General features: G+C 68.8%; 24 protein-coding genes. 10 read left to right on the top strand and 14 right to left on the bottom strand.

The genetic code is table 11. The features are described 5' to 3' along the window. Positions 1-120: 120 nt before the first annotated feature. Positions 121-1,407 (top strand): phosphoribosylamine--glycine ligase, encoded by a 1,287-nt coding sequence (purD, locus tag ACFV9G_RS26760; protein WP_378731807.1) that lies wholly within the window; start codon positions 121-123, stop codon positions 1,405-1,407. A gap of 22 nt (positions 1,408-1,429) precedes the next feature. Beyond that, a complete protein-coding gene (locus ACFV9G_RS26755; RefSeq protein WP_378731805.1) occupies positions 1,430-1,714 on the top strand; it encodes a hypothetical protein in 285 nt (94 codons plus the stop codon). 3 nt (positions 1,715-1,717) lie between these two features. Here the strand turns inward: ACFV9G_RS26755 and ACFV9G_RS26750 are convergent, their stop codons facing one another. The 5 genes from ACFV9G_RS26750 to ACFV9G_RS26730 form a co-directional block, all read right to left on the bottom strand. Continuing rightward, positions 1,718-2,623: a hypothetical protein gene (locus tag ACFV9G_RS26750; protein WP_378731803.1), complete on the bottom strand. Its 906-nt coding sequence runs from the start codon at positions 2,621-2,623 to the stop codon at positions 1,718-1,720. A gap of 114 nt (positions 2,624-2,737) precedes the next feature. Continuing rightward, the gene (locus tag ACFV9G_RS26745; protein WP_378731801.1) at positions 2,738-4,036 is read right to left on the bottom strand and encodes an adenylosuccinate synthase; all 1,299 of its coding nucleotides are present in this window, start codon (positions 4,034-4,036) and stop codon (positions 2,738-2,740) included. 155 nt (positions 4,037-4,191) lie between these two features. Further along, positions 4,192-5,172, bottom strand: a complete 981-nt coding sequence (locus ACFV9G_RS26740) for a helix-turn-helix domain-containing protein (RefSeq protein WP_378731799.1) — start codon at positions 5,170-5,172, stop codon at positions 4,192-4,194. Between the two features lie 147 nt (positions 5,173-5,319). Further along, on the bottom strand, positions 5,320-6,816 hold the full coding sequence (gene lysS, locus ACFV9G_RS26735) for a lysine--tRNA ligase (protein ID WP_378731809.1): 1,497 nt from the start codon (positions 6,814-6,816) through the stop codon (positions 5,320-5,322). A gap of 81 nt (positions 6,817-6,897) precedes the next feature. Continuing rightward, on the bottom strand, positions 6,898-7,311 hold the full coding sequence (locus tag ACFV9G_RS26730; RefSeq protein WP_378731797.1) for a DUF3151 domain-containing protein: 414 nt from the start codon (positions 7,309-7,311) through the stop codon (positions 6,898-6,900). Between the two features lie 62 nt (positions 7,312-7,373). On the opposite strand from ACFV9G_RS26730, the gene ACFV9G_RS26725 reads away from it, so the two are divergent. Then, complete coding sequence (locus ACFV9G_RS26725; RefSeq protein WP_378731795.1) at positions 7,374-8,846, top strand: DHA2 family efflux MFS transporter permease subunit; 1,473 nt, start codon at positions 7,374-7,376, stop codon at positions 8,844-8,846. Here the strand turns inward: ACFV9G_RS26725 and ACFV9G_RS26720 are convergent. From ACFV9G_RS26720 to fbaA, 4 genes are all read right to left on the bottom strand, one after another. Next, positions 8,843-9,502, bottom strand: a complete 660-nt coding sequence (locus ACFV9G_RS26720; RefSeq protein WP_378731793.1) for a cache domain-containing protein — start codon at positions 9,500-9,502, stop codon at positions 8,843-8,845. The two genes, ACFV9G_RS26725 and ACFV9G_RS26720, sit on opposite strands and share 4 nt — an antisense overlap. Beyond that, entirely contained in the window at positions 9,499-10,221 is a 723-nt protein-coding gene (locus tag ACFV9G_RS26715) for a FadR/GntR family transcriptional regulator (protein ID WP_378731790.1), read from the bottom strand. Before ACFV9G_RS26715 ends, ACFV9G_RS26720 begins: the two co-directional genes overlap by 4 nt. Positions 10,222-10,649: 428 nt before the next feature. After that, positions 10,650-12,341 (bottom strand): fibronectin type III domain-containing protein, encoded by a 1,692-nt coding sequence (locus tag ACFV9G_RS26710; protein WP_378731788.1) that lies wholly within the window; start codon positions 12,339-12,341, stop codon positions 10,650-10,652. Positions 12,342-12,605: 264 nt separating this feature from the next. Further along, positions 12,606-13,628 (bottom strand): class II fructose-bisphosphate aldolase, encoded by a 1,023-nt coding sequence (gene fbaA, locus ACFV9G_RS26705; protein WP_378731786.1) that lies wholly within the window; start codon positions 13,626-13,628, stop codon positions 12,606-12,608. 161 nt (positions 13,629-13,789) lie between these two features. Here fbaA and ACFV9G_RS26700 point away from each other — a divergent pair, with 161 nt between their 5' ends. The 4 genes from ACFV9G_RS26700 (at position 13,790) to ACFV9G_RS26685 (ending at position 17,047) form a co-directional block, all read left to right on the top strand. Then, entirely contained in the window at positions 13,790-14,953 is a 1,164-nt protein-coding gene (locus ACFV9G_RS26700; protein WP_378731784.1) for a hypothetical protein, read from the top strand. After that, the gene (locus ACFV9G_RS26695) at positions 14,950-15,441 is read left to right on the top strand and encodes a SigE family RNA polymerase sigma factor (RefSeq protein WP_378731782.1); all 492 of its coding nucleotides are present in this window, start codon (positions 14,950-14,952) and stop codon (positions 15,439-15,441) included. Before ACFV9G_RS26700 ends, ACFV9G_RS26695 begins: the two co-directional genes overlap by 4 nt. 57 nt (positions 15,442-15,498) lie before the next feature. Next, a complete protein-coding gene (locus ACFV9G_RS26690; RefSeq protein WP_378731780.1) occupies positions 15,499-16,062 on the top strand; it encodes a dihydrofolate reductase family protein in 564 nt (187 codons plus the stop codon). Between the two features lie 208 nt (positions 16,063-16,270). Then, the gene (locus ACFV9G_RS26685) at positions 16,271-17,047 is read left to right on the top strand and encodes a septum formation family protein (RefSeq protein WP_378731778.1); all 777 of its coding nucleotides are present in this window, start codon (positions 16,271-16,273) and stop codon (positions 17,045-17,047) included. Between the two features lie 62 nt (positions 17,048-17,109). Here the strand turns inward: ACFV9G_RS26685 and ACFV9G_RS26680 are convergent, their stop codons facing one another. Further along, positions 17,110-17,799, bottom strand: a complete 690-nt coding sequence (locus tag ACFV9G_RS26680; protein ID WP_378731776.1) for a TrmH family RNA methyltransferase — start codon at positions 17,797-17,799, stop codon at positions 17,110-17,112. A 104-nt stretch (positions 17,800-17,903) separates the two neighbouring features. Here ACFV9G_RS26680 and ACFV9G_RS26675 point away from each other — a divergent pair, with 104 nt between their 5' ends. After that, positions 17,904-18,647, top strand: a complete 744-nt coding sequence (locus ACFV9G_RS26675; RefSeq protein ID WP_378731774.1) for a DedA family protein — start codon at positions 17,904-17,906, stop codon at positions 18,645-18,647. Here the strand turns inward: ACFV9G_RS26675 and ACFV9G_RS26670 are convergent. Beyond that, a complete protein-coding gene (locus ACFV9G_RS26670) occupies positions 18,644-19,810 on the bottom strand; it encodes an aminotransferase class I/II-fold pyridoxal phosphate-dependent enzyme (RefSeq protein WP_378731771.1) in 1,167 nt (388 codons plus the stop codon). The two genes, ACFV9G_RS26675 and ACFV9G_RS26670, sit on opposite strands and share 4 nt — an antisense overlap. A 19-nt stretch (positions 19,811-19,829) precedes the next feature. Between ACFV9G_RS26670 and pyrE the strand changes: the two genes are divergently transcribed. Both pyrE and ACFV9G_RS26660 read left to right on the top strand, forming a co-directional pair. Beyond that, positions 19,830-20,366, top strand: a complete 537-nt coding sequence (gene pyrE, locus ACFV9G_RS26665) for an orotate phosphoribosyltransferase (protein ID WP_378731769.1) — start codon at positions 19,830-19,832, stop codon at positions 20,364-20,366. Positions 20,367-20,435: 69 nt separating this feature from the next. Continuing rightward, positions 20,436-21,110 (top strand): DedA family protein, encoded by a 675-nt coding sequence (locus ACFV9G_RS26660; protein ID WP_378731767.1) that lies wholly within the window; start codon positions 20,436-20,438, stop codon positions 21,108-21,110. A gap of 2 nt (positions 21,111-21,112) precedes the next feature. On the opposite strand, the gene ACFV9G_RS26655 is transcribed toward ACFV9G_RS26660, so the two are convergent. From ACFV9G_RS26655 to ACFV9G_RS26645, 3 genes are all read right to left on the bottom strand, one after another. Further along, positions 21,113-21,784, bottom strand: coding sequence for a hypothetical protein (locus ACFV9G_RS26655; RefSeq protein ID WP_378731764.1), 672 nt, complete (start codon positions 21,782-21,784; stop codon positions 21,113-21,115). Between the two features lie 27 nt (positions 21,785-21,811). Then, entirely contained in the window at positions 21,812-22,873 is a 1,062-nt protein-coding gene (locus ACFV9G_RS26650; RefSeq protein ID WP_378731762.1) for a hypothetical protein, read from the bottom strand. A 71-nt stretch (positions 22,874-22,944) separates the two neighbouring features. Beyond that, on the bottom strand, positions 22,945-23,490 hold the full coding sequence (locus ACFV9G_RS26645; RefSeq protein WP_378731760.1) for a chloramphenicol phosphotransferase CPT family protein: 546 nt from the start codon (positions 23,488-23,490) through the stop codon (positions 22,945-22,947). Between the last annotated feature and the right edge of the window lie 45 nt (positions 23,491-23,535).

Raw genomic sequence — 23,535 nt, 5'->3', positions numbered from 1 at the left:
GCCCTAAACCCCCCCCCCCCCCCCCGGGCCCCCCACCCCCCGGCGGGGCGTTTTTCCTCGATCCACTTCACAAAAACACAACTCTCAGCTTCACAACCCCGAGGCGCTTAAGGTGGCCTCGTGAAGATCCTCGTCGTCGGCACCGGTGGTCGTGAGCACGCGCTCGCTCTGAAGCTCTCCCAGGAGGGGAACGAGGTGTACGCCGCACCCGGGAATCCCGGGATCGCCGCCTTCGCGACGCTTCGGGACGTGGACATCATGTCCGGTCCGGCGATCGCCGCCCTGGCGGGTGAGCTCGGCGTCGACCTGGTCGTCGTCGGTCCCGAGGCACCGCTGGTGGCCGGGGTCGCCGACGCGGTTCGCGAAGCGGGGATCGCGGTCTTCGGGCCGTCGCGGGTCGGCGCGCAGCTCGAGGGGTCGAAGGCGTTCTCGAAGGACGTGATGTCCGCGGCCGGCGTACCGACCGCGGGCTCGCGGGTGGCGACCACGCCCGAGGAGGCGGCCGCCGCCCTGGACGAGTTCGGCGCTCCCTACGTCGTCAAGGACGACGCTCTGGCCGCGGGCAAGGGCGTCGTCGTGACGAAGGACCGCGACGAGGCGCTGGCCCACGCGGCCGCCTGCGAGCGGGTCGTCATCGAGGAGTTCCTCGACGGCCCGGAGGTCTCGGTGTTCGCGATCTGCGACGGCACCCGGGCCTACGCGCTGCAGCCGGCGCAGGACTTCAAGCGGATCTTCGACGGCGGCAAGGGCGGCAACACCGGCGGGATGGGTTCCTACTCACCGCTGCCATGGGCCCAGCCTGACCTGGCGGAGGTGGTGCTGGCCTCCGTCGTCGAGCCGACCCTCGCCGAGATGGAGAAGCGCGGCGCCCCGTTCGTCGGGTGCCTCTACGTCGGGCTCTCGCTGACCGCCAAGGGTCCGAAGGTGATCGAGTTCAACTGCCGGTTCGGTGATCCCGACATCCAGCCCGTCCTCGCTCTTCTGGAGTCCTCCCTCGCCGACCTGCTCCTCGCGGCCGCCACGGGCGCGCTGGAGACCGTCGCGGCGCCGACCTTCTCCGACGGTGCCTCGGTGACCGTCGTGCTGGCCTCGGCGGGCTACCCGGAGTCCTCCTCGAAGGGCGACGTCATCACCGGCGCGGGCAACGCCAACTCGATCAACGACGTCGACGTGATCCACGCCGGCACCGCGATCGTCGACGCCTCCACCCCCGAGGAGCCCGATCACCGCCACCTGGTCACCGCGGGAGGTCGGGTGCTGGCGGTCCGCGCGAAGGGCTACGACATCGACGACGCGCGCTCGCGGGCGTACGCAGCCGCCGACCTGATCACCTTCGACGGTCTCCAGCGGCGCTCCGACATCGCGGCCGAGCCGCTCGGGGTCGTCGAGGGCGCCTCGCTGCTTTGAGCATCGGCGTAGCCTGCCGGACATGACCTGGGTCGTGTTCGGAGTCGCCGTTGTTCTCGTGCTCGGCCTGATCATCGCGGCCTGCAACAGGGCCCTACGCTCCTCGCGGCGCGGCGTCTCCGCCGGGATCGGCGACGGTCTCGGCAGCTTCATCGACGTCTTCGACCCCGGCAACGCCCGCGCCGCGCGCGACCTCAAGGACCAGGACAACATCGGGCACGTCATTCCGTCGCCCGACGGCGACGACCCCGCCCACGGGGTGGACCTGAAGGCCGGGCGGGTCACCATCCGCCGCCCGGCGACCTGACCCTCACGCTGCGACCGGAACTCCCAGCGCCAGCAGATCCCGCGCCACCCGTTCCGGCTCGTCACGAAGCTCGCGAGCCGTGCATCGGACGATGATGCGGTTCGTCGCCGCCAGGGCACGCTGTCGGGCCAGGTCGTCCTCCCAGTGCTCGGCCTCCATGTGGAAGCCCCCGTCGACCTCGAGCACGAGAGTGCGCCCGTCCGGCAGCTGCCACTCGCAGTCGGTGTAGCGAACCCGCCCATCCGCATCCCGGCGCTTCACCTGGCGGGTGGGTTTCGCCAACCCGAAGCTGCGACACATGCGCCTGACGTCCATCTCGGCGAGCGACTGAGCACCGCCCTCGACGTCCTCGATCGCCCGACGCAACGTCGACGCGCGTCGTAGCGGCGCCAGGCGGTCCAGCCACTCGAGCAGACTCTCCGGACTGGTCAGCTGCTGCTGGACCACGGCCGCGATCACGCCCTGGGCAGTCCGCTCAGACCGATCTGCGGCGGCAAACAGCAGCACCGCCGGCTCGATGCGACACCGCGGCGGTGAACCCACCGGCCGCAACGATCGCCGGATCCTCACGAAACGAACATTCGCGAGCGCGCCGGGCCGCCCACGTGCGTAGGGCACCAAGACAGTGATCCCGTCCCTGTGCCAGTTCTCCAGTCCCGCGAGCGACGCCGCGGTGAGGCCTCCGGCCATCGCGCCGTCGCCGGCGTGGAGAACCGCATGCCAGATCCTCTGCTCGTCTCCGAGCTCACCGGTGGTCGTCCCGATCACGGTCGGCGACAACAGCTGCCACCGATCCGACTCGATCCGATGCGCAACGCTCCACCGCGTCATCCCCGCCTCGGCCAGCTGCGCCCGAGTGATCAGCCCACCCTGCGCCTCAGCGACCGATCGCCATCCCCGATCCCCCATGGCCCCATAGGAACCCACCCGGAGAGATGCAGCAACGACAAAGGCGAGGGGTTGTGGATAACCAGGAGTTGTGAAGCTGAGAGTGACCTATAGGCCACTCTCAGTTTCACAACCTCACGTCAGCGAGTTGATGATGACCGTCTCGTCGCGGGCCGGGCCGACGCCGATGACGGACATCGGGGCGCCGGAGATCTCCTCGACGAACTTCACGTACGCCTGCGCGTTGGCCGGGAGGTCGGCGAACGACCGCGCCCCCGAGATGTCTTCCTTCCAGCCCGGCAGCGTCTCGAAGATCGGCTTGGCATGGTGGAAGTCGGACTGGTTGACGGGCATCTCGTCGTGGCGGACACCGTCGACGTCGTACGCAACGCACACCGGGATCTCGTCGAGGCCGCCGAGCACGTCCAGCTTGGTGAGGACGAAGTCGGTGACGCCGTTGACGCGGGCGGCGTAGCGGGCGATGACCGCGTCGTACCAGCCACAGCGACGCGGACGCCCGGTGGTCGTGCCGAACTCGTGGCCGTTCTCGGCCAGGTAGGCACCGGACTCGTCGAAGAGCTCGGTCGGGAACGGCCCCTCGCCCACACGCGTGGTGTACGCCTTGACGATCCCGATCACGCGGTCGATCCGCGTCGGCGGGATCCCGGAGCCGGTGCAGGCGCCACCCGAGGTGGCGTTGGAGGAGGTCACGAAGGGGTAGGTGCCGTGGTCGACGTCGAGCAGGGTCGCCTGGCCGCCCTCGAGCAGCACGGTCTCGCCCCGGTCGAGCGCCTGGTTGAGCAGCAGGCCGGTGTCGCAGACCATCGGGGCGATCCGGTCCGCGTAGGACAGCAGGTCGTCGACGATCGCCTCGACGGTGAAGCCGCGCCGGTTGTAGACCTTCCCGAGGAGCTGGTTCTTCAGCTCGAGCGCGCCCTCGACCTTGCCGCGCAGGATCGACTCGTCGAAGAGGTCCTGGACGCGGATGCCGATGCGGTTGACCTTGTCGGCGTAGGTCGGTCCGATGCCGCGCCCGGTGGTGCCGATCTTGCGCGAGCCGAGGAAGCGCTCGGTGACCTTGTCGAGCTGGCGGTTGTAGTCGGCGATGACGTGGGCGCTGGCCGACAACTTCAGCTTGGAGATGTCGACGCCGCGCTGCTCCAGACCGCTCAGCTCCTCGAAGAGGACCGCGAGGTCGACGACGACGCCGTTGCCGATCACCGGCGTCACACCGGCGGTCAGGATGCCGCTGGGCAGCAGGTGGAGGGCGTACTTCTCGCTACGGCCGTCCTCCTGGCGAATGACGACGGTGTGGCCGGCGTTGTTGCCGCCGTTGAACTTCACGACGTAGTCGACGTGCTCACCGAGCAGATCGGTCGCCTTGCCCTTGCCTTCGTCGCCCCATTGGGCGCCGATGATCGTGATCGCGGGCATGTGTTGCTCCTTCGCTCCGGACGGAGTCCCTCCGCCGTGCGGCGGCTGCTCAACGCACCATTACCTAGTGTGTGTGCTGGATGCTCTGCAATGCGAAAAGCCCTGGCAAGACCAGGGCTCTTGCGACCACACGCTAGCAAATTCGGGCCCGTACGTCACAGCCAGGCTCGCCGTGCGGCCTCCACGCCCGCCTCGAACCGCGAGGTCGCACCGAGCTCCTCGAGCAGTTCGGCGACCCGTCGCCGGACCGTACGAAGCGAGACCCCCAGCCTCCGGGCGATCTGCTCGTCCTGGGCTCCGCTGGCCAGCTCGGCGAGCAACAGGCGGCGCTCGGCGTTCGGCAGGTCCTCCAGCTCGGCCGCCGGAAGCGCACGGCGCCACAGCTCTTCGAAGTAGCTGGTCACCACCTCTACGATGCCTCGCTGGCGTACGTTGATGATCGGCTGCTCCACCGGGCCGAGCGGGTCCGGGAACATCGCGTGGGTGCTGCCGACCACCATCAGGTGGGTGCCGACGCGCGGCAGGATCCGGATCTCCTCACCGATCTCGACCCGCATCCGCAGCACCTCGGGTGAGTGCTTCAGAGCCGCCACCGGGTAGATGCCACGGCACCGGCGACCCGACTTGATCGTCGACTCGATGACCGAGATGAACCGCATCTCCGAGGGATGCACGGTCACCGCCGGACGCAGCCACATCATGTCGCCCGACGTTGCCGAGACCAGCCGTTCGAAGGTCTCCGGCGTGAACTCTGTCGCGATCACCTCACCCTCGATCGGGTGCTCCTCGCCGATCTGGGCCGGGAGCCGTGCGGCGGTGCCTGCGACGTACGGGACCGACTGGGAGATCTTGAGCAGGTGGTCGTGGGCGTCCTGCGCCCTGGTCGCGGCCCGCTCGAGCATGTGGGCGACCACTGCCGTCGGGCTGAGCACGGTCAAGGTCTCACCGATGGAGACGACACCGCTCTCGACCAGCGGCGCGGCCTCCTCCAGCAGCTCCTCCTCGGAGGTCGACAGCGTCGCCGCGACGACCACGAACGGCCACCCGTTGAGCGGGAGGAGGCGGCTGTAGAGCTGCGCCGCGTCCGGGTCGAACCCGAGCGCGGTCATCAGCGTCTGCGACCGGCCGTTCTCCATACCTGGCACTTTAGGCTCCGCTGGTCGAGCCCGCGAGCGCTAGCGAGCGGTGTCGAGACCAACACGGTGCCTTCGAGCGCGGACGGTGGCCGTGTTGGCCTCGACACGCCTCCGCCTAGCGGCTCCGGCGGCTCGACCAGCGGAGGGCTACGCTTCTGGCTTGAGCAGCGGGAAAAGGATCGTTTCGCGGATCCCGGCACCGGTGAAGAGCATGATCGCCCGGTCCAAGCCGAGGCCGAGACCACCCATCGGCGGGGCGCCGTACTCCAGCGCCCGCAGGAAGTCCTCGTCGAGCTGCATCGCCTCGGGGTCGCCGCCGGCGGCGAGGAGCGACTGCTGCGTGAGCACCTCGCGCTGGACGACCGGGTCGATCAGCTCGGTGAACCCGGTGCCCCGCTCGACGCCGCCGATGATCAGGTCCCAGGCGAGCACCTTGCCCGGCTCCTCGTCGTTGATCCGCGCCAGCGGCTGGGCGATCGCCGGGAAGTCGCAGAGGAACGTCGGCTGGATCAGGTTGGGCTCCACCAGCTCGCCGCACAGCTCCATGACGATCTTGGCCGCGTCCCAGGCCGGGTCGAGCTCGACGTCGTGCTTGTCGGCCAGCGCCTTGAGCGTGTCGACGTCGGTCTCGGGGGTGACCTCGACACCGACGGCCTCGGAGACACCCGCGTAGACCGGCAGCCACTTCCACTCGCCGTCGAGGTCGATGACGCTGGCCTCGCCCTCGGAGTTGGGCACAGCGATCTGGCGTGAGCCGACCGCGTCCGCGGCGGCCAGGTACATCTGCCGCATCTGCTCGGCGATGGTGAACTGGTCGCCGTAGGCCTGGTAGGCCTCGATCATCGTGAACTCGGGGCTGTGCGTGGAGTCGACGCCCTCGTTGCGGAAGATCCGGCCGATCTCGTAGACCTTGTCGACGCCGCCGACGACCGCCTTCTTGAGGTTGAGCTCGAGCGCGATACGCAGCGTCATCGGCTGGTCGAACGCGTTCATGTGGGTGTTGAACGGCCGCGCGTGCGCGCCACCGTGGATGAGCTGCAGGACCGGCGTCTCGACCTCGAGGTAGCCGTCGTCCTCCAGGCGGCGGCGGATCGCCTGGGTGATCTTCGCGCGCGTACGCACCATGTCGCGCGCCTCCTGGCGCACGATCAGGTCGGCGTAGCGCTGCCGGACCCGGGCCTCCTCGGAGAGGTCCTTGTGGAGCACCGGCAGCGGCCGCAGCGCCTTGGACGCCATCTCCCAGCTCGAGGCCATGATGGAGAGCTCGCCGCGCCGCGAGGAGATCACCCGGCCGGTGACGGCGACGTGGTCACCGAGGTCGACCAGGCTCTTCCACTCGGCGAGCGACTCCTCGCCCACTTCGGCGAGCGAGAGCATCACCTGGAGCCGGGTGCCGATGCCCTCCTGCAGCGTCGCGAAGGCGAGCTTTCCGGTGTTGCGGACGAACATCACCCGACCGGCGACGGTGACCACGTCCTGGGTCTCCTCGCCGGCCTCGAGCTCGTCCTCGTAGGCCTCGCGCACCTCGGCGAGCGTGTGGGTGCGGCCGACCCCGATGGCGTACGCCTTCTTGCCCTCGGCCAGCAGACGCTCACGCTTCTCGCGCCGAACGATCATCTGCTCGTTCAGGTCTGGCCCGTCAATGGGCTCAGCGGGCGCGTTGGTGGTCTGCTCAGTCACGGGTCAAGGCTAGGCGAGATCGCTGGTCCGACGCGATTCGGTAGTTCAGCCGAGAAGCGTGTCGTACGCCGTCGGGCTGCTGTCGCGCAGGAACCCGCTGCAGCGCTCCCACTCCTCGGTCTCGCCGATCGCCTTGGCCTGCTCGGCGAGGAGGGCGAGGCTGGTCAGGAAGCCGCGGTTGGGCTCGTGCTCCCACGGCACCGGGCCGTGGCCCTTCCAGCCGTTGCGGCGCAGCATGTCGAGCGAGCGGTGGTAGCCGACGCGGGCGTAGGCGTAGATGGTCACGTCCTCGGCTCCGGCCTCCTTGGCGGCCAGGGCGAGCGCGGCCCAGGCGGCGGGCGAGGCCGGGTGGCGGCGTACGACCTCGGCGGGCTCGGTGCCGGCGACCAGCTCGTCGGTCGCGGGGTCGGCGGGGAGGTGGGTCGGCGGCGGTCCGGCCATCAGGTCCTGGTGGGTCATGCCGACCATTGTGCCCGCGACCACCGACACCAAAAGTCGGTGGTCGGGTGTTGACTGTGCTCATGACCGAAACGACGGCGTCGCAGACTCCCGGCAGCACCGTGGAACACCCGTGGCGCAGCCTGGCCGCGCTGTGCATCGGCTTCTTCATGATCCTCGTCGACATGACGATCGTGACCGTCGCGACGCCGGACATCATGCGGGAGCTGGACGCGAGCACCAACGAGGTGCTGTGGGTGACCAGCGCCTATCTGCTGACCTATGCGGTCCCGGTGCTGATCATGGGACGCCTCGGTGACCGGTTCGGGCCGAAGTGGCTCTACCTCGGCGGCCTGGCGATCTTCACGCTCGCCTCGCTGTGGTGCGGGCTCTCGGACAGCATCACGATGCTGATCGCCGCCCGCGCGGTGCAGGGCGTCGGCGCGGCCATGATGACGCCGCAGACGATGGCGGTGATCACCCGGATCTTCCCGGCGGACCGCCGTGGCGCGGCGATGGCGCTGTGGGGCGCCACGGCCGGCATCGCGACCCTCGTCGGCCCGATCCTCGGCGGCATCCTCGTCGATCTCGGCGGCTGGGAGTGGATCTTCTTCGTCAACGTCCCGGTCGGCGTGGTGGCATTCGTCCTCAACTGGCGGCTGGTGCCGCTGCTGCCGACGCACTCGCACGTGTTCGACTGGCTGGGCGTCGCGCTGAGCGGGATCGGCATGTTCTGCCTCGTCTTCGGCCTGCAGGACGGCGAGCAGCGGGGCTGGGACGCCCTCATCTGGACACTCGTCATCGGCGGCGTCGTCGTGCTCGGCCTGTTCGTGCTGTGGGAGGCCTACAACAAGCAGGAACCACTGCTGCCGCTCGGGCTCTTCGGCGACCGCAACTTCTCGGTCGCCAACATCGGGATCACCTGCATGGGGATGGCCGCGACGACGATGGGCTTCCCGCTGATGCTGTACGCCCAGATCGTCCGTGGCTACGACGCCTTGGACGCCTCGCTGCTGATGGTGCCGATGGCCGTGGTCTCGTTGGTACTCGCCCCGGTCGTGGGACGGCTCAACGACCGGGTTCACCCCCGCTGGCTCACCAGCTTCGGCTTCTTCTGCTGCGCCGTGGCGGTCTTCTGGGTCACCCGGCCGATGACGCCGAGCTCGGCGGTCTGGGAGATCCTCGTTCCGATGGGGGTGCTGGGCCTCGGGATGGCGTTCGTGTGGGCGCCGTTGGCGGCGGCCGCCACCCGCAACCTGCCTCCCCACCAGGCCGGAGCCGGATCGGGCGTCTACAACACGACCCGGACGGTCGGCTCGGTGGTCGGGTCCGCGGCCATCGCCGTACTCCTGGACGCGCGCATCTCCGCAAACGGGCTGGACACCAGCGCGGAGAGCGCCGGCGGCGCCGGTGCCCAGATGCCGATCGAGATCGCCGAGAAATTCTCCCAGGCGATGGCCGAGGCGATGTTGCTGCCGGCGATCGCGTTGACGGTCGGCTTCGTGGCGGTGCTCTTCTTCACCACCCCGCGCCACATGATGAAGCCGCCGGCCTAGGAGAGAGCGACCGAGAGCGGCAGGCCCCGGCACGGGATCATGTCCCGGGCGGTGGTGAGCGGGGCACCGGTGGCCAGCTGCGGGTCGGCCGAGACGATCGCCTTGCCGTGGCCGTTGACCAGCGTCGCGCCGGCCTCGCGCAGCCCCGGCAGCAGCATCGTCTCCAGCGTCTCGACCAGGGTGTCGGCCCCGGCGACGCCGACCATGCGGCCCCCGACGTAGACCGGCATCGTCGTGGTCATGACGTACTCGTCGGTGCAGACGAAGTCGACGTACGGCCCGACGAGGGTCAGCTCGCCCGTGCGCTCCGGGGTGCGATACCAGGGCTGGCGGGTGTAGTCGATCGCCTCGCCGGTGCCCGGCGCATCGGCGTCGCCGAGGAAGTCACGCTCCTCGCCCTGCCACCAGACGAGGTAGAGCCGGCGGTCGCTGAGCACGCCCGGGGCCACCACGAAGCCGCCACCGATGAGGTTGGGATTGCGCAGGAACTCCAGCGAGCCGGGCTCGAGCCGCTCCCGCAGGGATGCGGTGGTGACCGGGCCGGTCTCGAAGAGGGCGGCCACCTCGCTGCGTACGCGCTCGAGCTCGGTCACGATCGGTCCGAAATGCTGCTCGACCTGAGTCACACAGTCGATGGGAGTCATGGTCCTGGTCATCGTCGCACCGCCTCATGGATCTCGGCCAAGCGTTCAAGGGAGTGGGCGACATGCTCACGTACGCTCTCCCGTGCCCTCACAGCATCTCCTGATGCGAGGGCGTCGACAAGCTCCTGATGCCTCACGGCCGCGGCCTCCCGGAAGCCCGGCTCGTTGAGCGGGATCCGGAGCAGCGCGCCGAAGTCGGCTTCCTGGCGAACTACTTCGCGGGTCATCCGGGCCGACTGGGTCAGCGCGGCCACCGACAGGTAGAGCTCGCTGTCGGCGCTGCGCCAGCGGGCCACGTCGCTGACGTTGAGCGGGATCAGCAGGTCGCGCAGGTCCTCGACCTCGTCGGGGTCCGTACGCTCCGCCGCGATCTCCGCACACCCGGTGAGCACCACCAGATAGACCGTCGCCCGGTCACGCAGCTCGACCCGCGACATCGCGGCGAGCCGGTCCTCGACGAGGTCGCCGCTCTCGGGGGCACGTACGAACGAACCGCCGCCCCGCCCCCGGGTCGTCACCACCAGGCCCTTGGCGCGCAGCGCGACCAACGCCTCCCGTGCGGTGACCGTCGCGACTCCGAGCATCTGGGCGAGCTCCGGCTCGCTGGGGAGCCGCTCGCCATGCGCGAGCACGCCGGAACGGATCGCCTCCGCGAGCCGGTTCTCGACGCGCGCAGCCCGGCCTTCGTCGCCGATCGGGGCGAAGATGGCCGCGCGAGCTCGAGAGGTCATCACACGCACACCGAAATCCTAATGTATGGATCCAGATGATTCGGCCCTCGAATCTGTTCGATTCTGTTCGAATCGTCACAAGAAGTTCATGAATTTCGTCTTAACTATCTGGATCCATGGGCGTTTCTATGCCTAACCTGTGCGCACGGCTGACGCAGACTTGGTGTCGGCCACCCAAGATCGTCGGATGTCCAGGGCTTGTGGGGGGCGCTGGGCATCCGACTCCTTGGTTTTGGGGCGTTTGTGCGAATGGATGCTGACCGAGGTAGCTCGGCGAGCGATCACTGACTTCGGCGAACTCCACGAAGTCAGTGCGACCCCACCGAGGTAACTCGGTGAGCATCGGGCCCAACCACAGCTCTGGCGAATGCGACAGGGCGGGGAGAGCCTCTCGGCTCTCCCCGCCCTGTTTCTCGGCGTGTGATCGACTAGAACACCGCGGCTACGGCGCTGGTCAGCGCGTCACCGATGCTGTCCAGCAGACCGCCCTCGTCCTCCTCGGCCGGAGCGTCCTCGGTCGCCTCGTCAGCAGGCTCCTCGGTCGTCGGCCGCGCAGCCGGGGACTCCGACTCGCTCGGCGTCGCCTCGGGCTCCGCCGGCTCCTCCGCAGGAGCCTCAGCGGCGTCGTCGCCACCCGGGAGGATGTCGTCCAGACCCGGCAGCAGCGGCGAGTTCTCCTCGGTCGGCTGCTCCTCCGCAGGAGCGTCCTCGGCCGGGGCCTCCGGCGACCCCGGCTTGTCGGCCGGAGCGTCGGACTTGTCCTCGCCCGGGGTGTTCGAGCGGAGCGCGGTGTTGCCGTTGAGCTCCCTGGCCTCGCTGCCGTCGGAGTTCACCGTCAGCACGCGGCTCGGGGCCGACTCGTTGCCGTCACCGTCGATCGCCGTCACCGTGACCCGGGTGGTGTCCCACAGCAGGACACAGGTGGCCTGGAAGGTGGTCTCACCGGTGACCGTGCCACCGAAGCACACTCCACCGTTGACGCCGATCCGGTAGTCGATCTCCGCGGCCGGCGTGACGCCGTCCTCGTCCTTCGACGGGTTCCAGGTCAGCGTGAAGCCGAGCGGGCCCTCGTTGCTCGCGTCGAGACCGGTCGGGACCGTCGGCGCGATCTGCGTGGTCGTGCCCGAGACCCCGGCGGAGCGCGCGGACTCGTTGCCGGCACCGTCCACGGCCTGCACGGAGTAGGTGTATTCCGTGCCTGCCTTCAGCCCGGTGTCCTCGTAGGACGTGTCGTTCACCGCCGTGAGCAGCTCACCGTTGCGGTAGAGGTTGTAGGTCACATCGCCGACGCCGTTCTCGTTGTCGTCGGAGTCGGACCAGCTCACGTTGAGCGTGCTGTCGCTGGGGTCGCCCGCTTCAACTTCCAGGTCCGCAGGCACCTCAGGCGCCGTCACGTCCATGACGCACTCGACCTCGTTGCTGTCCTCGGACTCGTTGCCGGCCTTGTCGGTCGCGGTGACCGTGAACCGGTAGGTCTCTCCGCCCCGAAGGTCGTTGAACGTCGCCGAGGTCCGGTCGGTGTCACCCGGGTTGCCGGCGTTGGGGCGCGAGGTCACCGTGTAGTGGGCGATCCCGCTCTTGTCCTGCGCCTCCGACCAGTCGATCTTCGCGGAGGTGTTGCTCAGAACGTTGCAGCCGGCGATCGTGACCGGGTCGGGAGCGGTCTCGTCCTCGCCCGGTTCTTCGCCACCGTCGTCACACTGCGGCAGCCACGGGAACAGCTCACACTCGGTGGGCTCCTCCGTGGGCGGCGTCGTCGGCGGAGTCGTCGGCGGCGTGGTCGGAGGGGTCGGCTCCTGGCACTGGGTCAGGTCCGGGCGGATCTCACAGATGTCCACGCCGGCACCCGGCGGACGAGTGTCCTCGCAGGCGCTCGGGTCGAGCTCACAGGTGGGCGTGCTGCCCGAGGGCACGTTGCCCGCGGGGATGAAGGTCACACCGGTGTTGGCCGCCGGGACGATGTCATCGTCGACGACCTCCGGCTCGTCGGAGTCCTTCTCCGACGGCTTGTCGTCGGGCTCGAGAGTGTCCGACTCTCCAGGGAGCGCAGTCTCCCCGGTTTCAGGATTCTTTGTCGGCGAGCTCTCCGGGTCACCGCCGTTGACGGTGCAAGAGAACAAGACGAGAAGCAGGATCAAGATGATCGCGCCTATGACGATCCCGCCGATTGTGCGGTTTCGCGCAGTGGTTTCCATACCGAGGATGTCCCTCCCAAGATCAACGCCGAAAGGACGGTCCGACCTTGTTACCCGTGGGTCGCCGTCCAGCTAGGGCATTGAATCGCTTTACCAATGACCGGCACAACGACATAAGCCCGAGTTTGCTATGCCGTGTGCCACAACGTTTTCCGAATCGGGACCATTGGCCTGTCCCCGGCGTGTCGATCAGCCGATGGAGTTGCCCGCAGAACCGAGATGCTGGGCACCCTCGACGACCCGAGTGGCCATACCGGCCTCAGCGAGCTTGCCCCACGCGCGAGGATCGTACTGCTTCTTGTTTCCGACCTCGCCGTCGACCTTCAGAACGCCGTCGTAGTTGGCGAGCATGTGGCCGGCGACCGGGCGGGTGTAGGCGTACTGGGTGTCGGTGTCGATGTTCATCTTGACCACCCCGTAGGAGACCGCCTCGGCGATCTCCTCGGCGCTCGAGCCGGAGCCGCCGTGGAAGACGAGGTCGAACGGCTTCGAGCCGGCGGGCAGGCCGAGCTTGGCGACGACCGCGTCCTGGGCGTCGCGCAGGATCGAGGGACGGAGCTTGACGTTGCCCGGCTTGTAGACGCCGTGCACGTTGCCGAAGGTGAGCGCGGTCAGGTAGCCCTCGACGCCCAGCGCGTCGGCGGTCGCGATGGCGTCCTCGGGGGTCGAGTAGAGCTTGTCGTCGATCGCTCCGACGATGCCGTCCTCCTCGCCACCGACCACGCCGACCTCGATCTCGAGGACGATGTGGGCGGCCTTGGCGACCGCGAGCAGCTCCGAGGCGATCTGCAGGTTCTCCTCCAGCGGCACCGCCGAGCCGTCCCACATGTGCGACTGGAACAGCGGGGCCTCACCGCGCTGGACGCGCTCGGCGGAGAGCTCGAGCAGAGGGCGTACGAAACCGTCGAGCTTGTCCTTGGGGCAGTGGTCGGTGTGCAGCGCAATGTTGATGTCGTAGGACCTGGCGACCTCGGTCGCGTACGCGGCGAAGGCCACCGAACCGGTCACCATGTTCTTGACCGTGGGGCCGGAGAGGTACTCCGCGCCGCCCGTGGAGATCTGGATGATGCCGTCCGAGCCGGCCTCCGCGAAGCCGGCCAGTGCCGCGTTGAGCGTCTGCGACGAGGAGACGTTGATCGCCGGGAAGGCGAAACCCTTCTCCTTCGCGGTCGCGAGCATCTCGGCGTACTTCTCGGGGGTGGCGATGGGCATCTGGGGGTCTCCTTGAAGATCCGTTGTCGACCGGGCGCTGGTGGCCAGCGTAATGCGCCCCCGACTACCCGTTACCAACGCTCGGTGTTGGATCGATCAAGCAGGACAACCGATCTGCCACCAGATCCGTATCCACGGGTGAGACTGATCTTGGAGGCATCATGGACTGGCAGGAAACCCTGGAACGGGCGATTCCCCAACCCCCGCCCACACACCCCGACCCGGCCGCGCTCGTGGCCGACGGGAAGAAGCTCGTACGCCGCCGGCGGCTCGCCGTCGTCGCCGGCACCGCCTTCGCGGTGGCCGCCGTGATCGGGATCGGCGCGGTCGTCGACCCCTCGCGTGAGAGCGCCACCCCGGAACCGCCGATCGCGACGCAGTCTGAGGCCGACGAGGCGATCGCCTCCTACCCGACACAGCCCCCGCTGAGCGACGCCTCCCCACTCAGGTACGACTTCGACACGAAGGAGATCACCTTCCAGGACGGCTGGGAGGAGGCCGGCCGGATCGACCGCAAGGAGATCCGCCGACTCCTCGGAAGCGACTATTCCCAGCTGTTCCTCGCCGCGACCAACGGGGAGAAGACGGTCTACGCGAACTTCATGAACCCGACCGAGATCTCCTACGCCGACGCGTCTCGGACCGAGGGGAAGAATCTCAGCGAATGGGCCGAGGACGTGGCCGCACACCACGTCGAGCCCAGATGGTCGGTCGGCGGGTCGATCCGGGTCGGCGACGGCTGGACCGTCACGCGCGAGATCGACAACCCACTCGGCTATGACCTGCCCTGGGACTCGGAGGCAGCCGTCGCGGAGCGCGAGGGCATGGAGGTATGGATCCTCTTCACCGGTGACCGGCCAGCGGCCGGTGGCGGCGGTGAAGGCTACGGGGTGGCGTACGCCGCGTCGGGGCAGACCATCGAGGGATACATCGCTCACCGGAACAAGCAGATCGAAGCGGACCTGGCCGCGTCACCCGGCGGCTACAGCGCGGGCCTCTCCGAGGCGGTCGAGTTCGGGGACGGGTCGGAGCTGGTCCCGGCCGAGGACCGCGTGACGATCCTCGAGCAGGTTGCCAACCCAGATCTCGGAGACAAGTTCGCCGAAGGCGCCACCCGGTCCGCCGCCGCTCGGATCACCATCAAGGGGAAGGAAAAGGTCGCCATCGCTCGCGAGAAGGACGGCCTCACGCTCGTCTACACCGTCGAGGTGGCGGACGAACGTCGGTCCGAGGACCGCAGCCCACGTTCTCTGGAGGACGTCCTGGCCATCGTCAGGGCCACCGAGACCGACGAAGAGTCGGGCGGGGGGTCGTTGTTCCCGTGAACACACACGATGAGGAGTTCTCCGGGTTCGTCGTGACGCGACGCCCGCACCTGCTGCGCACCGCCTATGCGCTGTGCGGCGACTGGCACCGGGCCGACGATCTCGTCCAGACCGCTCTGCTGAAGCTCTACGCGGCCTGGCGCCGGGTCGAGCCCGGGTCGGAGGAGGCGTACGTTCGGACGATCCTGGTCCGCGCCCACATCGACCAGACCCGGCGGCCGTGGTGGAGGCGGGAGCGGTCGGGCGATCTGCCCGAGCGACCGGGTCCCGCGGAGCAGGTCGAGGAGCGGTCCGAGCTCTTCGACGCGCTCCAGGCGCTGCCGGAGATGCAGCGCAAGGTGGTCGTCCTACGTCACTGGCTGCAGCTGTCGGTCGCCGAGACCGCGCGGGAGCTGCGGATCAGCGAGGGGACCGTGAAGAGTCACTCCTCCCGCGGTCTGACCGGGCTGCGTGCCTGCCTGGAGTCGGGGGACGCCTCCCGGACGTAGGGGATGGAGCAAGAACGGTCGGGCGGGCATGCCCCTGGCGGGCCTAGCGTCAGGGGCATGCCCAAGGTCACCTACTTCACCGCAACCTCGCTGGACGGCTACATCGCCGATGAGAACAGCTCGCTGGAGTGGCTCTTCGAGACGCCGCACGGCGACGACGAGAGCTCCTGGGAGCGGCTGATGGCGGAGTCGGCGGCGCTGGTGATGGGCGGCACGACGTACCGCTGGATGATCGACCACGATCCGGAGATGCTGACCGGGCCGGAGAAGTGGCGGGAGTACTACGGCGAGCGGCCGGTCTGGGTCTTCACGCACGCGACCGACCTGCCGGAGGTCCAAGGCACGCAGCTTCGCTTCGTCCAGGGCGACGTGAGGCCCGTCTACGACGAGATCGCGGCCACCGTCGACGGCGGGATCTGGCTCGTGGGCGGTGGCGACCTGGTCGGCCAGTTCGACGATGCCGGCCTGCTCGACGAGGTGGTCGCGGGGATCTGCCCGGTCACCCTCGGCGCCGGAGCGCCACTGCTCCCCCGCCGCATCACCAGCAAACGGATGAGCGTCATCGACGTCCTGCAGACCGGCGAGCAGGTGCAGATCCGCTACCGGATCGCGAGGCCCTGAAAGAGCCCCCGCTGCCGCCCGGCCCCGAGGCCACGCACCCTGAAAGGGGGCACATCCGGGCGACCCGGGGTTAACTTTAGCGGATCCTGTTTTCGCGGAGGACACCGGGGCGTAACCGCTTTACAACCACCCGAATTGACTATGCCCCGCCCAGCATCGCGCTGCGATGATTCAGCCCGCCACATCCCACTTATTCGAAAGCACGATCATGTCTCGTCTTCGTGCCGGCGCGCTCGCGCCTGCGCAGAAGCCCGTGACGGCTGCCCTCATCCTCGGGCTCGTCATCGGCGTCTTCTCCCTCATCGGACTCACCGCCACCAAGGCCGACGCGGCAGTGCCGCCCAAGCCCACGGTCGGCACCTGCTACAACTACGGCTGGACCGCCTACGGCGCCTGGTCCCAGACCGGCAAGAAGGTCTCGTGCAGCTCGGCCCACACCGCGAAGACCATCGCGCTGGGCACCCTGGTGTCGGGTACGACCCGCACCGAGGCCTCACTCACCCGCGAGGCCAACTACTCCCACATGGTCAAGACGTGCGTGCGCGCGCTCAGCACGAAGCTCGGCAGCACCGCCTCGAAGCGGAACCAGTCCGCGTACACCACCTCGTTCTACGTGCCCACCGCCGAGCAGTTCAAGGCCGGCCAGCGCTGGTTCCGCTGCGACGTCGTCCTCCCCGGCAAGGACTCGCTGAAGAACCTGCCGACCAACCGGGCGAAGTTCCTCGAGGGCATCGCGCTGACCCAGCGCACCCGCGGCTGCATGAGCGCGAAGTTCGCCGGGCCGTACTCCTGCCTGAGCGGGCACACCTACAAGTCGATCTCGGCCTTCAAGAAGGCCGGTACGACCTACCCGAGCACGACCTCCATCCAGAACGCCGTCGCGAAGAACTGCCCGGCCAGGACGAGGGCGTACAGCGTCGTGAGCAGGTACGAGTGGCAGACCGGCGACCACACGGTCGTCTGCTACGAGCGGAACACCAACTGATCCGCTGACTCCAGCTGCTTCTCCGATCCCCCGGGCTGTGCGCCCGGGGGATCGTTCGTCTCTCAGCCGCGCCAGGCCTCGTCCGAGCCCAGGTCGGCGTGCTGGACGACCCAGGAGTGCATCGCGATCGCCGCGGCCGCGGAGGCGTTGATCGACCGCGTCGAGCCGAACTGGGCGATCGAGAAGGTCCCGTCGACGCTCTCCCGGGCCTGTTCGGACAGACCAGGACCCTCCTGCCCGAACAGGAAGCAGACCTTCCGGGGAAGCGACATCGTCTCCAGGTGGAGCGAGCCGGGCAGGTTGTCGATGCCGAGGAGGCGTACGTCCCGTTCGTGCAGGTAGGCGGCCAGCGCGGGCACATCGGGGTGGTGATGGACGTGCTGGTAGCGGTCGGTGACCATCGCACCACGGCGGTTCCAGCGGCGGTTGCCGACGATGTGCACCTCGGCGGCGAGGAAGGCGTTGGCGGTGCGGACGATGGTGCCGATGTTGAAGTCGTGCTGCCAGTTCTCGATGGCGACATGGAAGCCGTGGCGGCGCTGGTCGAGGTCGGCGACGATCGCCTCCAGCGTCCAGTAGCGGTAACGGTCGACCACGTTGCGGCGGTCGCCGTTGGCCAGCAGCTCGGGATCCCAGTGGTCCCCCTCGGGCCATTCGCCTTGCCACGGACCCAGGCCGACCTCCGGCTGCCCATGGGGCATCGGGTCGTACGGCGCTCGGGATTCAGCCTCGGACGGTCGTGTCTCGTTCATCGGCCGATAACAATATTCGACAACAAGAGTTGTTACCTATGGGTACCGTAGGGGCCGTGACAGGTGCGGGGAATTTTGCGCCGATGCTGGCCGGTTTGGAATGGATGAGTCCGGATTTTCTGCTGGCCACTTTCGGCGAGCCGCTCTTCTGGATCAGTCTGATCATCATCTTCATCGAGTGCGGCCTCTTCTTCCCGTTCCTGCCCGGTGACAGCCTGCTGATCGCGCTCGGGATCTTCATCGCGACCGGCAAGATCGACATCTTCCCCGGCCCACCCGGCGTCGAGATCGTCATCGCGATGCTCTTCTTCGTCGCGGCGGCTTTCGCCGGCAACGTGACCGGCTACGAGATCGGCCGAAAGATCGGCCCGCGGCTCTACGAACGCGACGGCCGGTTCATCAAAAAGCGCCATTTCGACCAGACCCGTGAGTTCTTCGACAAGCACGGCAACAAGGCGTTGGTGATCGGCCGGTTCATCGCCTTCGTACGCACCTATGTCACCGTCGTCGCCGGAGTCACCCATATGGACCGGCGGCGGTTCTACTTCTGGAGCCTCGTCGGCGGCGTGCTGTGGGTGCTCGTGGTGACGCTGTTCGGCTTCTTCGTCGGGTCCCGCTGGCCCTGGCTGGCCGACAACATCGACTACCTGATCCTGCTGCTCTTCGCGCTCGCGTTCGCACCCGCGATGGTGGAGTGGTGGCGCCGTCGGCGTACGTCCTCGCGGCTGGCCGCCGATCTCGACCACGACGGCCACCCGGACCGCGACGTCATGGGTATGGCGGTCCGACCGCGCACCCCCGCGAACGACGAGAGCGACCGCCGGGTCGACCGCCGGGCGGACCACTAGCGTTTCAGACGCCCCTCACCGAGTCGCTCCAGGGCCTCCTCGATCACTTCGCGCTGCTTGGTGAAGGTCCAGCGGACCAGATGCTTCCCCGCGGCCGTGTCGTAGAAGCCCTGCAGCGGGATGGCCACCACCCCGGCCCGCTCGGGCAGCGACCGGCAGAACTCGAGTCCGTCGGCCCAGCCGAGGTCCTCGATGTCGGAGACGGCGAAGTAGGTGCCCTCCGGGATCGTCACATCCAGCCCGATCTCCTTCAGACCGTCACAGAGCAGGTCGCGTCGCCCCTGCAGGTCTCGGGCGAGCTCGCGGGGCCAGTGGTCGAGATGCTCGAGCGCGTACGCCGCGGCGGGCTGCAGCGGGGCACCGGAGGTGAACGTCAGCCACTGCTTGGCACCGAGCAGCGCCTGGACCAGGTGCTCAGGACCGGTCGCCCAGCCGACCTTCCAGCCGGTGAAGGAGAACGACTTGCCGATGCTCGACAGGGTCAGGGTGCGCTCGCGCATCCCCTCGAGCGTGGCGATCGGGACATGCTCCACACCGTCGAACGTCAGGTGCTCGTAGACCTCGTCCGAGACCACCGTCAGGTCGTGGTCCCGCGCGAACCCGGCGACCGTCTCGAGCTCCTCGCGGGTGAGCACGGTGCCGGTCGGGTTGTGCGGGGAGTTGAGGAGAAGGACCTTGGTCTTCTCGGAGACCGCCGCCTCCAGCGCCGCGCGCGGCAGTCTCCCACCGGGCGCGTCCGGGTCCAGGCTGAGCGTCACCGGGCGACGTACGCCGCCTGCGAACTGCACCATGGCCGGGTAGCTGTCGTAGTAGGGCTCGACGAGGATCACCTCGTCACCCGGGTCCACCAGCGCAAGGATCGCCGCCGCGATCCCCTCGGTCGCGCCGGTGGTCACCGCGACCTCGCGCGCCGGGTCGAAGGTCAGGCCGTAGTGGCGTAGCTGGTGCGCGGCGACTGCCTCGCGCAACGCCGGGATGCCCGGGCCCGGGGCGTACTGGTTCCGTCCGCTCTCCAGCGCGGCCACGGCCTCCTTGATGATCTCCTCGGGGCCGTCCACGTCCGGGAACCCCTGGCCGAGGTTGACCGCGCCGGTGGCGACGGCCAGGGCCGACATCTCGGAGAAGATCGTCGGCGGGATGCCGTGGAGTCGTCGCGCAGTCATAAGACTTAGGCTATTGATCGTGACAACTGACGCTGCCCTCGCCGCCGACATCGATGCCACCTGCCGCCTGCACGGGGAGTTCACGCTCCGCTCGGGGCAGGTCAGCGACACCTACTTCGACAAGTACCTCTTCGAGGCCGACCCCGCGCTCCTGGACCGGGTCGCGGCGCGAATGGTCGAGCTGCTGCCGGAGGGCACCGAGCTGCTCGGCGGCCTCGAGCTCGGCGGCATCCCGATCGTGACCATGGTGTCGGCCAAGACGGGCATCCCGGCGATCTTCATCCGGAAGAAGGCGAAGGAGTACGGCACCGCCAAGCTCGCCGAGGGTCCCTCCTTCGACGGGAAGCGGGTGACGCTGATCGAGGACGTGATCACCTCCGGTGGTGCCGTACGCGACGCCGTCAACGCGCTGCGTCCGCTTGGTGCGATCGTGGACACTGTCGTGTGTGCGATCGACCGTTCGCCCGAGCCCGGTGAGTCCCTGCGCGATGTCTCGCTGGAGATCCGGTCCGTGCTGACCCGCGCCGAGCTGGACGCGGTCAGCGCGGCCTCATAGGGCATCCACAACCAGGGTCGCTAGGCTTCGCCCGCCACCGCCCACCCCATCACCTTCGAAGAGAGCCTCATGATCCTCACCGCCACGCAGCCCGAGGAGCTCACCGGCGTCGCCGGCTGGGCGGTCGACCTGATGGACAAGCTCGGCCCGGTGGGTGCGGGGCTCGGCATCGCGCTGGAGAACCTCTTCCCGCCGCTGCCCTCCGAGATCATCCTGCCCCTGGCCGGCTTCACCGCCGCCCAGGGCCGGTTCACGATCGCCGAGGCGCTGATCTGGACCACCCTCGGCTCGGTCGTCGGCGCGCTCGCGCTCTACCTCATCGGGGCGCTGATCGGCCGGGAGCGGGTCTACTGGATCGGCGAGAAGCTGCCGCTGATCAAGACCTCCGACCTGGAGAAGACCGAGGCGTTCTTCGAGAAGTACGGCGCCTGGACGGTCTTCTTCGGCCGCTTCATCCCGATCTTCCGGTCGCTGATCTCGGTGCCCGCCGGGGTCACCCGGATGCCGATCTGGAAGTTCCTGCTCCTCACCACCGTCGGCTCCGCGATCTGGAACACCATCTTCGTGGTCGCCGGCTACCAGCTGGGCGACAACTGGGAGAAGGTCGAGCCGATCGTCGGCCGCTTCCAGAACGTCGTCATCGTGGTCGTGGCCGTCGCCGTGGTGGCCTGGATCGGCCTGCGCATCTACAAGATCGTCCGCGGCTCCGACAACGGGGCCAAGGACGACTCGCTCGTGTCCTAGGTCTAGAACTGCTGGTGGGTCGGCGGTGTCATGCCCGGCACCGCCGGCGGCTGCAACGGGTCGAAGGGCTTCCTCCGGGCGAACCAGTTGCCTGCCCTGCCTGCGTACAGCATCACCACCGCGGCGATGATCAGCGCCGGATAGAGCACCACGAAGAGCGAGAGCAGCGCGGCGATCGAACCGACCACGGTGAGCAGGATCCGGGCCACCTTGGAGCGGAACAGCACCATGATCCCGAGCGGGATCGCGATCAGGCTCAGCACGCCGCAGACGGCGAACCAGATGATCATCGCCAGCGTCACGCCCTTGTCCGAGGACGTCGGGTCGTTGTAGTCGGCGATCCCCGCGGGCACCATGAACACCGAGATCAGCAGGGCGATCACCGACCCCACGATCGTCATGATCGACGCCGCGACCACCGTTCCCGGACGGGCATCGGGATCGGGCTGCGGATAGTGAGGGCGGAGGTACGCCGGGGGCTGCTGCTGCCCCATCGCGTACTGGCCATAGGCCGGGGGCACCTGGCCCCATCCCTGGGGCTGCTGCGGCTGCGTCGGCTGCGGCGCGGCGTACGGCTGGGGGGTCGCGTACGGCGTCGGGGGCGGCGGCTCCTGCCCCTCGAACGGCGGCTTGCCGCCGTAGGGGTTGTCGAAGGAGCCGAACTGATCTGACATGCCGCGGAGCCTATCCGGCAGTCAGGGTCAACGGTTGCGGAACCACGCGGCGACCTCGGGTCGCAGCAGGAACGAGAAGGTCGCGACTGCGGCACCGAAGAGGACCACCGCCGGCGGGAAGGCGAGCGCGAAGAGGAGCAGCGAGAGCGCCGAGATGCCGGCCGAGATCATCAGCGCGACCCGCGCCCAGGAGTGGCGGCGGATCGCGAAGGCGGCGAACACCCCGGCGGCGACGCAGACGAGCGCCACCAGCACGGCCATGATCCAGACCGAGGCCACGATGATGTCGGTGGTGTAGAGCTGCGCCGCCTCACGCATCGCCGGTTCGCTCTCCGCCTGCTTGCGCACCTGCTCGAGGATCAGGTCAGGGTTGGCGGTCGCCGTCGCCGCCGAGGCGAGCATCATCAGCGCGGTCAGCCCGGAGCCGATCCAGGTGAGCACCGCCGCCGCCATCACTCCGCCGGGGCGCCGCTTGGGCGCCGCCTTGGTGGTCTGGGCGACCGAGCCGGTCCACGGCGGCGGCTGCTGCTGGGAGAGCCGAGCCGGTCCGGAGGTCGAGCCGGTCGCGGTGGTCGGGGCGGTCGGGGTCTCCGGCGGAGCCGGAGCGACGTACGACTCCTGGTCGGGGTCGCCGGCCTCGATCGCCTCCCGCTTGGTCGGCGAGACGCCGTCGAACCAGTCGCGGGTGGGCGACATCCACAGGAGTACGACGGCCACGGCGGCCAGCGTGGACCAGAACCCTCCGCCGAACATCCCGGCCAAGAAGAGCGGCGCCGCGATCACCGTGAGCGCGAGCCGGGCCTGCTTGCTGCGCTGCAGCACATGCCAGCCGAGGATCACCGCCGCTGCCGCCATGGCGCCGGTGACCAGCGCCATCACGTGCATGAGGCCGAGGATGTTGTCGAGACCGATCCCCGAGCCGGCGAGTGGCGGCTCGGCCAGCAGCTCCTCCACCCGCTCCCGGGTGTCCAGGCTGCGCAGCCCGGCGATCTGGTCCCAGGCCGTCACCACGGTGAGCAGTGAGCCGAGCACGATGAGCCACCCGGCGAGGGTGGCCTGACCGGGGCGGGGAAGCTTCGTTTCAGACATGTCGGGAATCATTTTCTCATCCCTGCCAACCCCGCCCACGAGCGGGCGGCCACGTCGGCCGACGGGGGCGCCTATTCGGTGCGAAGGCGGTCGAAGACCTTGGGCGCGGCGATGGCGGGAAGGGCCTCGGCGATCTCCTTCGCGCACGCTGCCGGGGTCGCGGTGGTGGAGTCGACGCGGAGGTCGTACGCATGGGAGTAGACCAGGGTCTGCGAGCGAGCGAGGCCCGCCGGGCGGTCACCGCGGGCGGCTTCACGCCGTTCGAGCTCCTCGGGCGAGCACCAGACCTCGATGAGCGTGACGTCGTAGCCGTCGAGCACCTCGAGCAGGTCCTCGAGGCGCCAGGTCTCGCTGAGCGGGTAGTCCATGATCACGTCGTTGCCGACCGAGGCCAGGGCCGCGACGGCCCGGTGATAGCCCAGGCGGGTCCGCCGCAGCATCTCGGCGATCCCGTCCTCGTCGAGCTCGCGGGTATGCACCGTCGACCGCATCCCGCTGATCCCGTCGACCGGCACCAGGAACCACGGATCCTCCAGCAGCGCCAGCAGCTCCCGCCCGATGCTGCTCTTGCCCGAGCTGGATGCCCCGTTGAGCAGGATGATCCGACCGTTGCGCATGCGAGGAGGCTACTGGCCGCCACCGAGCGCCGAGGCGTCACGTAC

Source organism: Nocardioides sp. NPDC059952 (assembly GCF_042730435.1).
Taxonomy (GTDB): Bacteria; Actinomycetota; Actinomycetes; order Propionibacteriales; family Nocardioidaceae; genus Nocardioides.
Note: the sequence above shows the minus strand (reverse complement) of the source record. Positions and strands in the feature narration are given on the sequence as shown.

Excerpts from the sequence above, each read along its gene's own strand:
- ACFV9G_RS26755 (WP_378731805.1), top strand. The coding sequence starts at position 1,430 with ATGACCTGGGTCGTGTTCGGAGTCGCCGTTGTTCTCGTGCTCGGCCTG.
- ACFV9G_RS26750 (WP_378731803.1), bottom strand. The coding sequence starts at position 2,623 with ATGGGGGATCGGGGATGGCGATCGGTCGCTGAGGCGCAGGGTGGGCTG.
- ACFV9G_RS26745 (WP_378731801.1), bottom strand. The coding sequence starts at position 4,036 with ATGCCCGCGATCACGATCATCGGCGCCCAATGGGGCGACGAAGGCAAG.
- ACFV9G_RS26740 (WP_378731799.1), bottom strand. The coding sequence starts at position 5,172 with ATGGAGAACGGCCGGTCGCAGACGCTGATGACCGCGCTCGGGTTCGAC.
- ACFV9G_RS26730 (WP_378731797.1), bottom strand. The coding sequence starts at position 7,311 with ATGACCCACCAGGACCTGATGGCCGGACCGCCGCCGACCCACCTCCCC.
- ACFV9G_RS26725 (WP_378731795.1), top strand. The coding sequence starts at position 7,374 with ATGACCGAAACGACGGCGTCGCAGACTCCCGGCAGCACCGTGGAACAC.
- ACFV9G_RS26720 (WP_378731793.1), bottom strand. The coding sequence starts at position 9,502 with ATGACCAGGACCATGACTCCCATCGACTGTGTGACTCAGGTCGAGCAG.
- ACFV9G_RS26715 (WP_378731790.1), bottom strand. The coding sequence starts at position 10,221 with ATGACCTCTCGAGCTCGCGCGGCCATCTTCGCCCCGATCGGCGACGAA.
- fbaA (WP_378731786.1), bottom strand. The coding sequence starts at position 13,628 with ATGCCCATCGCCACCCCCGAGAAGTACGCCGAGATGCTCGCGACCGCG.
- ACFV9G_RS26700 (WP_378731784.1), top strand. The coding sequence starts at position 13,790 with ATGGACTGGCAGGAAACCCTGGAACGGGCGATTCCCCAACCCCCGCCC.
- ACFV9G_RS26690 (WP_378731780.1), top strand. The coding sequence starts at position 15,499 with ATGCCCAAGGTCACCTACTTCACCGCAACCTCGCTGGACGGCTACATC.
- ACFV9G_RS26685 (WP_378731778.1), top strand. The coding sequence starts at position 16,271 with ATGTCTCGTCTTCGTGCCGGCGCGCTCGCGCCTGCGCAGAAGCCCGTG.
- ACFV9G_RS26680 (WP_378731776.1), bottom strand. The coding sequence starts at position 17,799 with ATGAACGAGACACGACCGTCCGAGGCTGAATCCCGAGCGCCGTACGAC.
- ACFV9G_RS26675 (WP_378731774.1), top strand. The coding sequence starts at position 17,904 with ATGAGTCCGGATTTTCTGCTGGCCACTTTCGGCGAGCCGCTCTTCTGG.
- ACFV9G_RS26670 (WP_378731771.1), bottom strand. The coding sequence starts at position 19,810 with ATGACTGCGCGACGACTCCACGGCATCCCGCCGACGATCTTCTCCGAG.
- ACFV9G_RS26660 (WP_378731767.1), top strand. The coding sequence starts at position 20,436 with ATGATCCTCACCGCCACGCAGCCCGAGGAGCTCACCGGCGTCGCCGGC.
- ACFV9G_RS26655 (WP_378731764.1), bottom strand. The coding sequence starts at position 21,784 with ATGTCAGATCAGTTCGGCTCCTTCGACAACCCCTACGGCGGCAAGCCG.
- ACFV9G_RS26650 (WP_378731762.1), bottom strand. The coding sequence starts at position 22,873 with ATGTCTGAAACGAAGCTTCCCCGCCCCGGTCAGGCCACCCTCGCCGGG.
- ACFV9G_RS26645 (WP_378731760.1), bottom strand. The coding sequence starts at position 23,490 with ATGCGCAACGGTCGGATCATCCTGCTCAACGGGGCATCCAGCTCGGGC.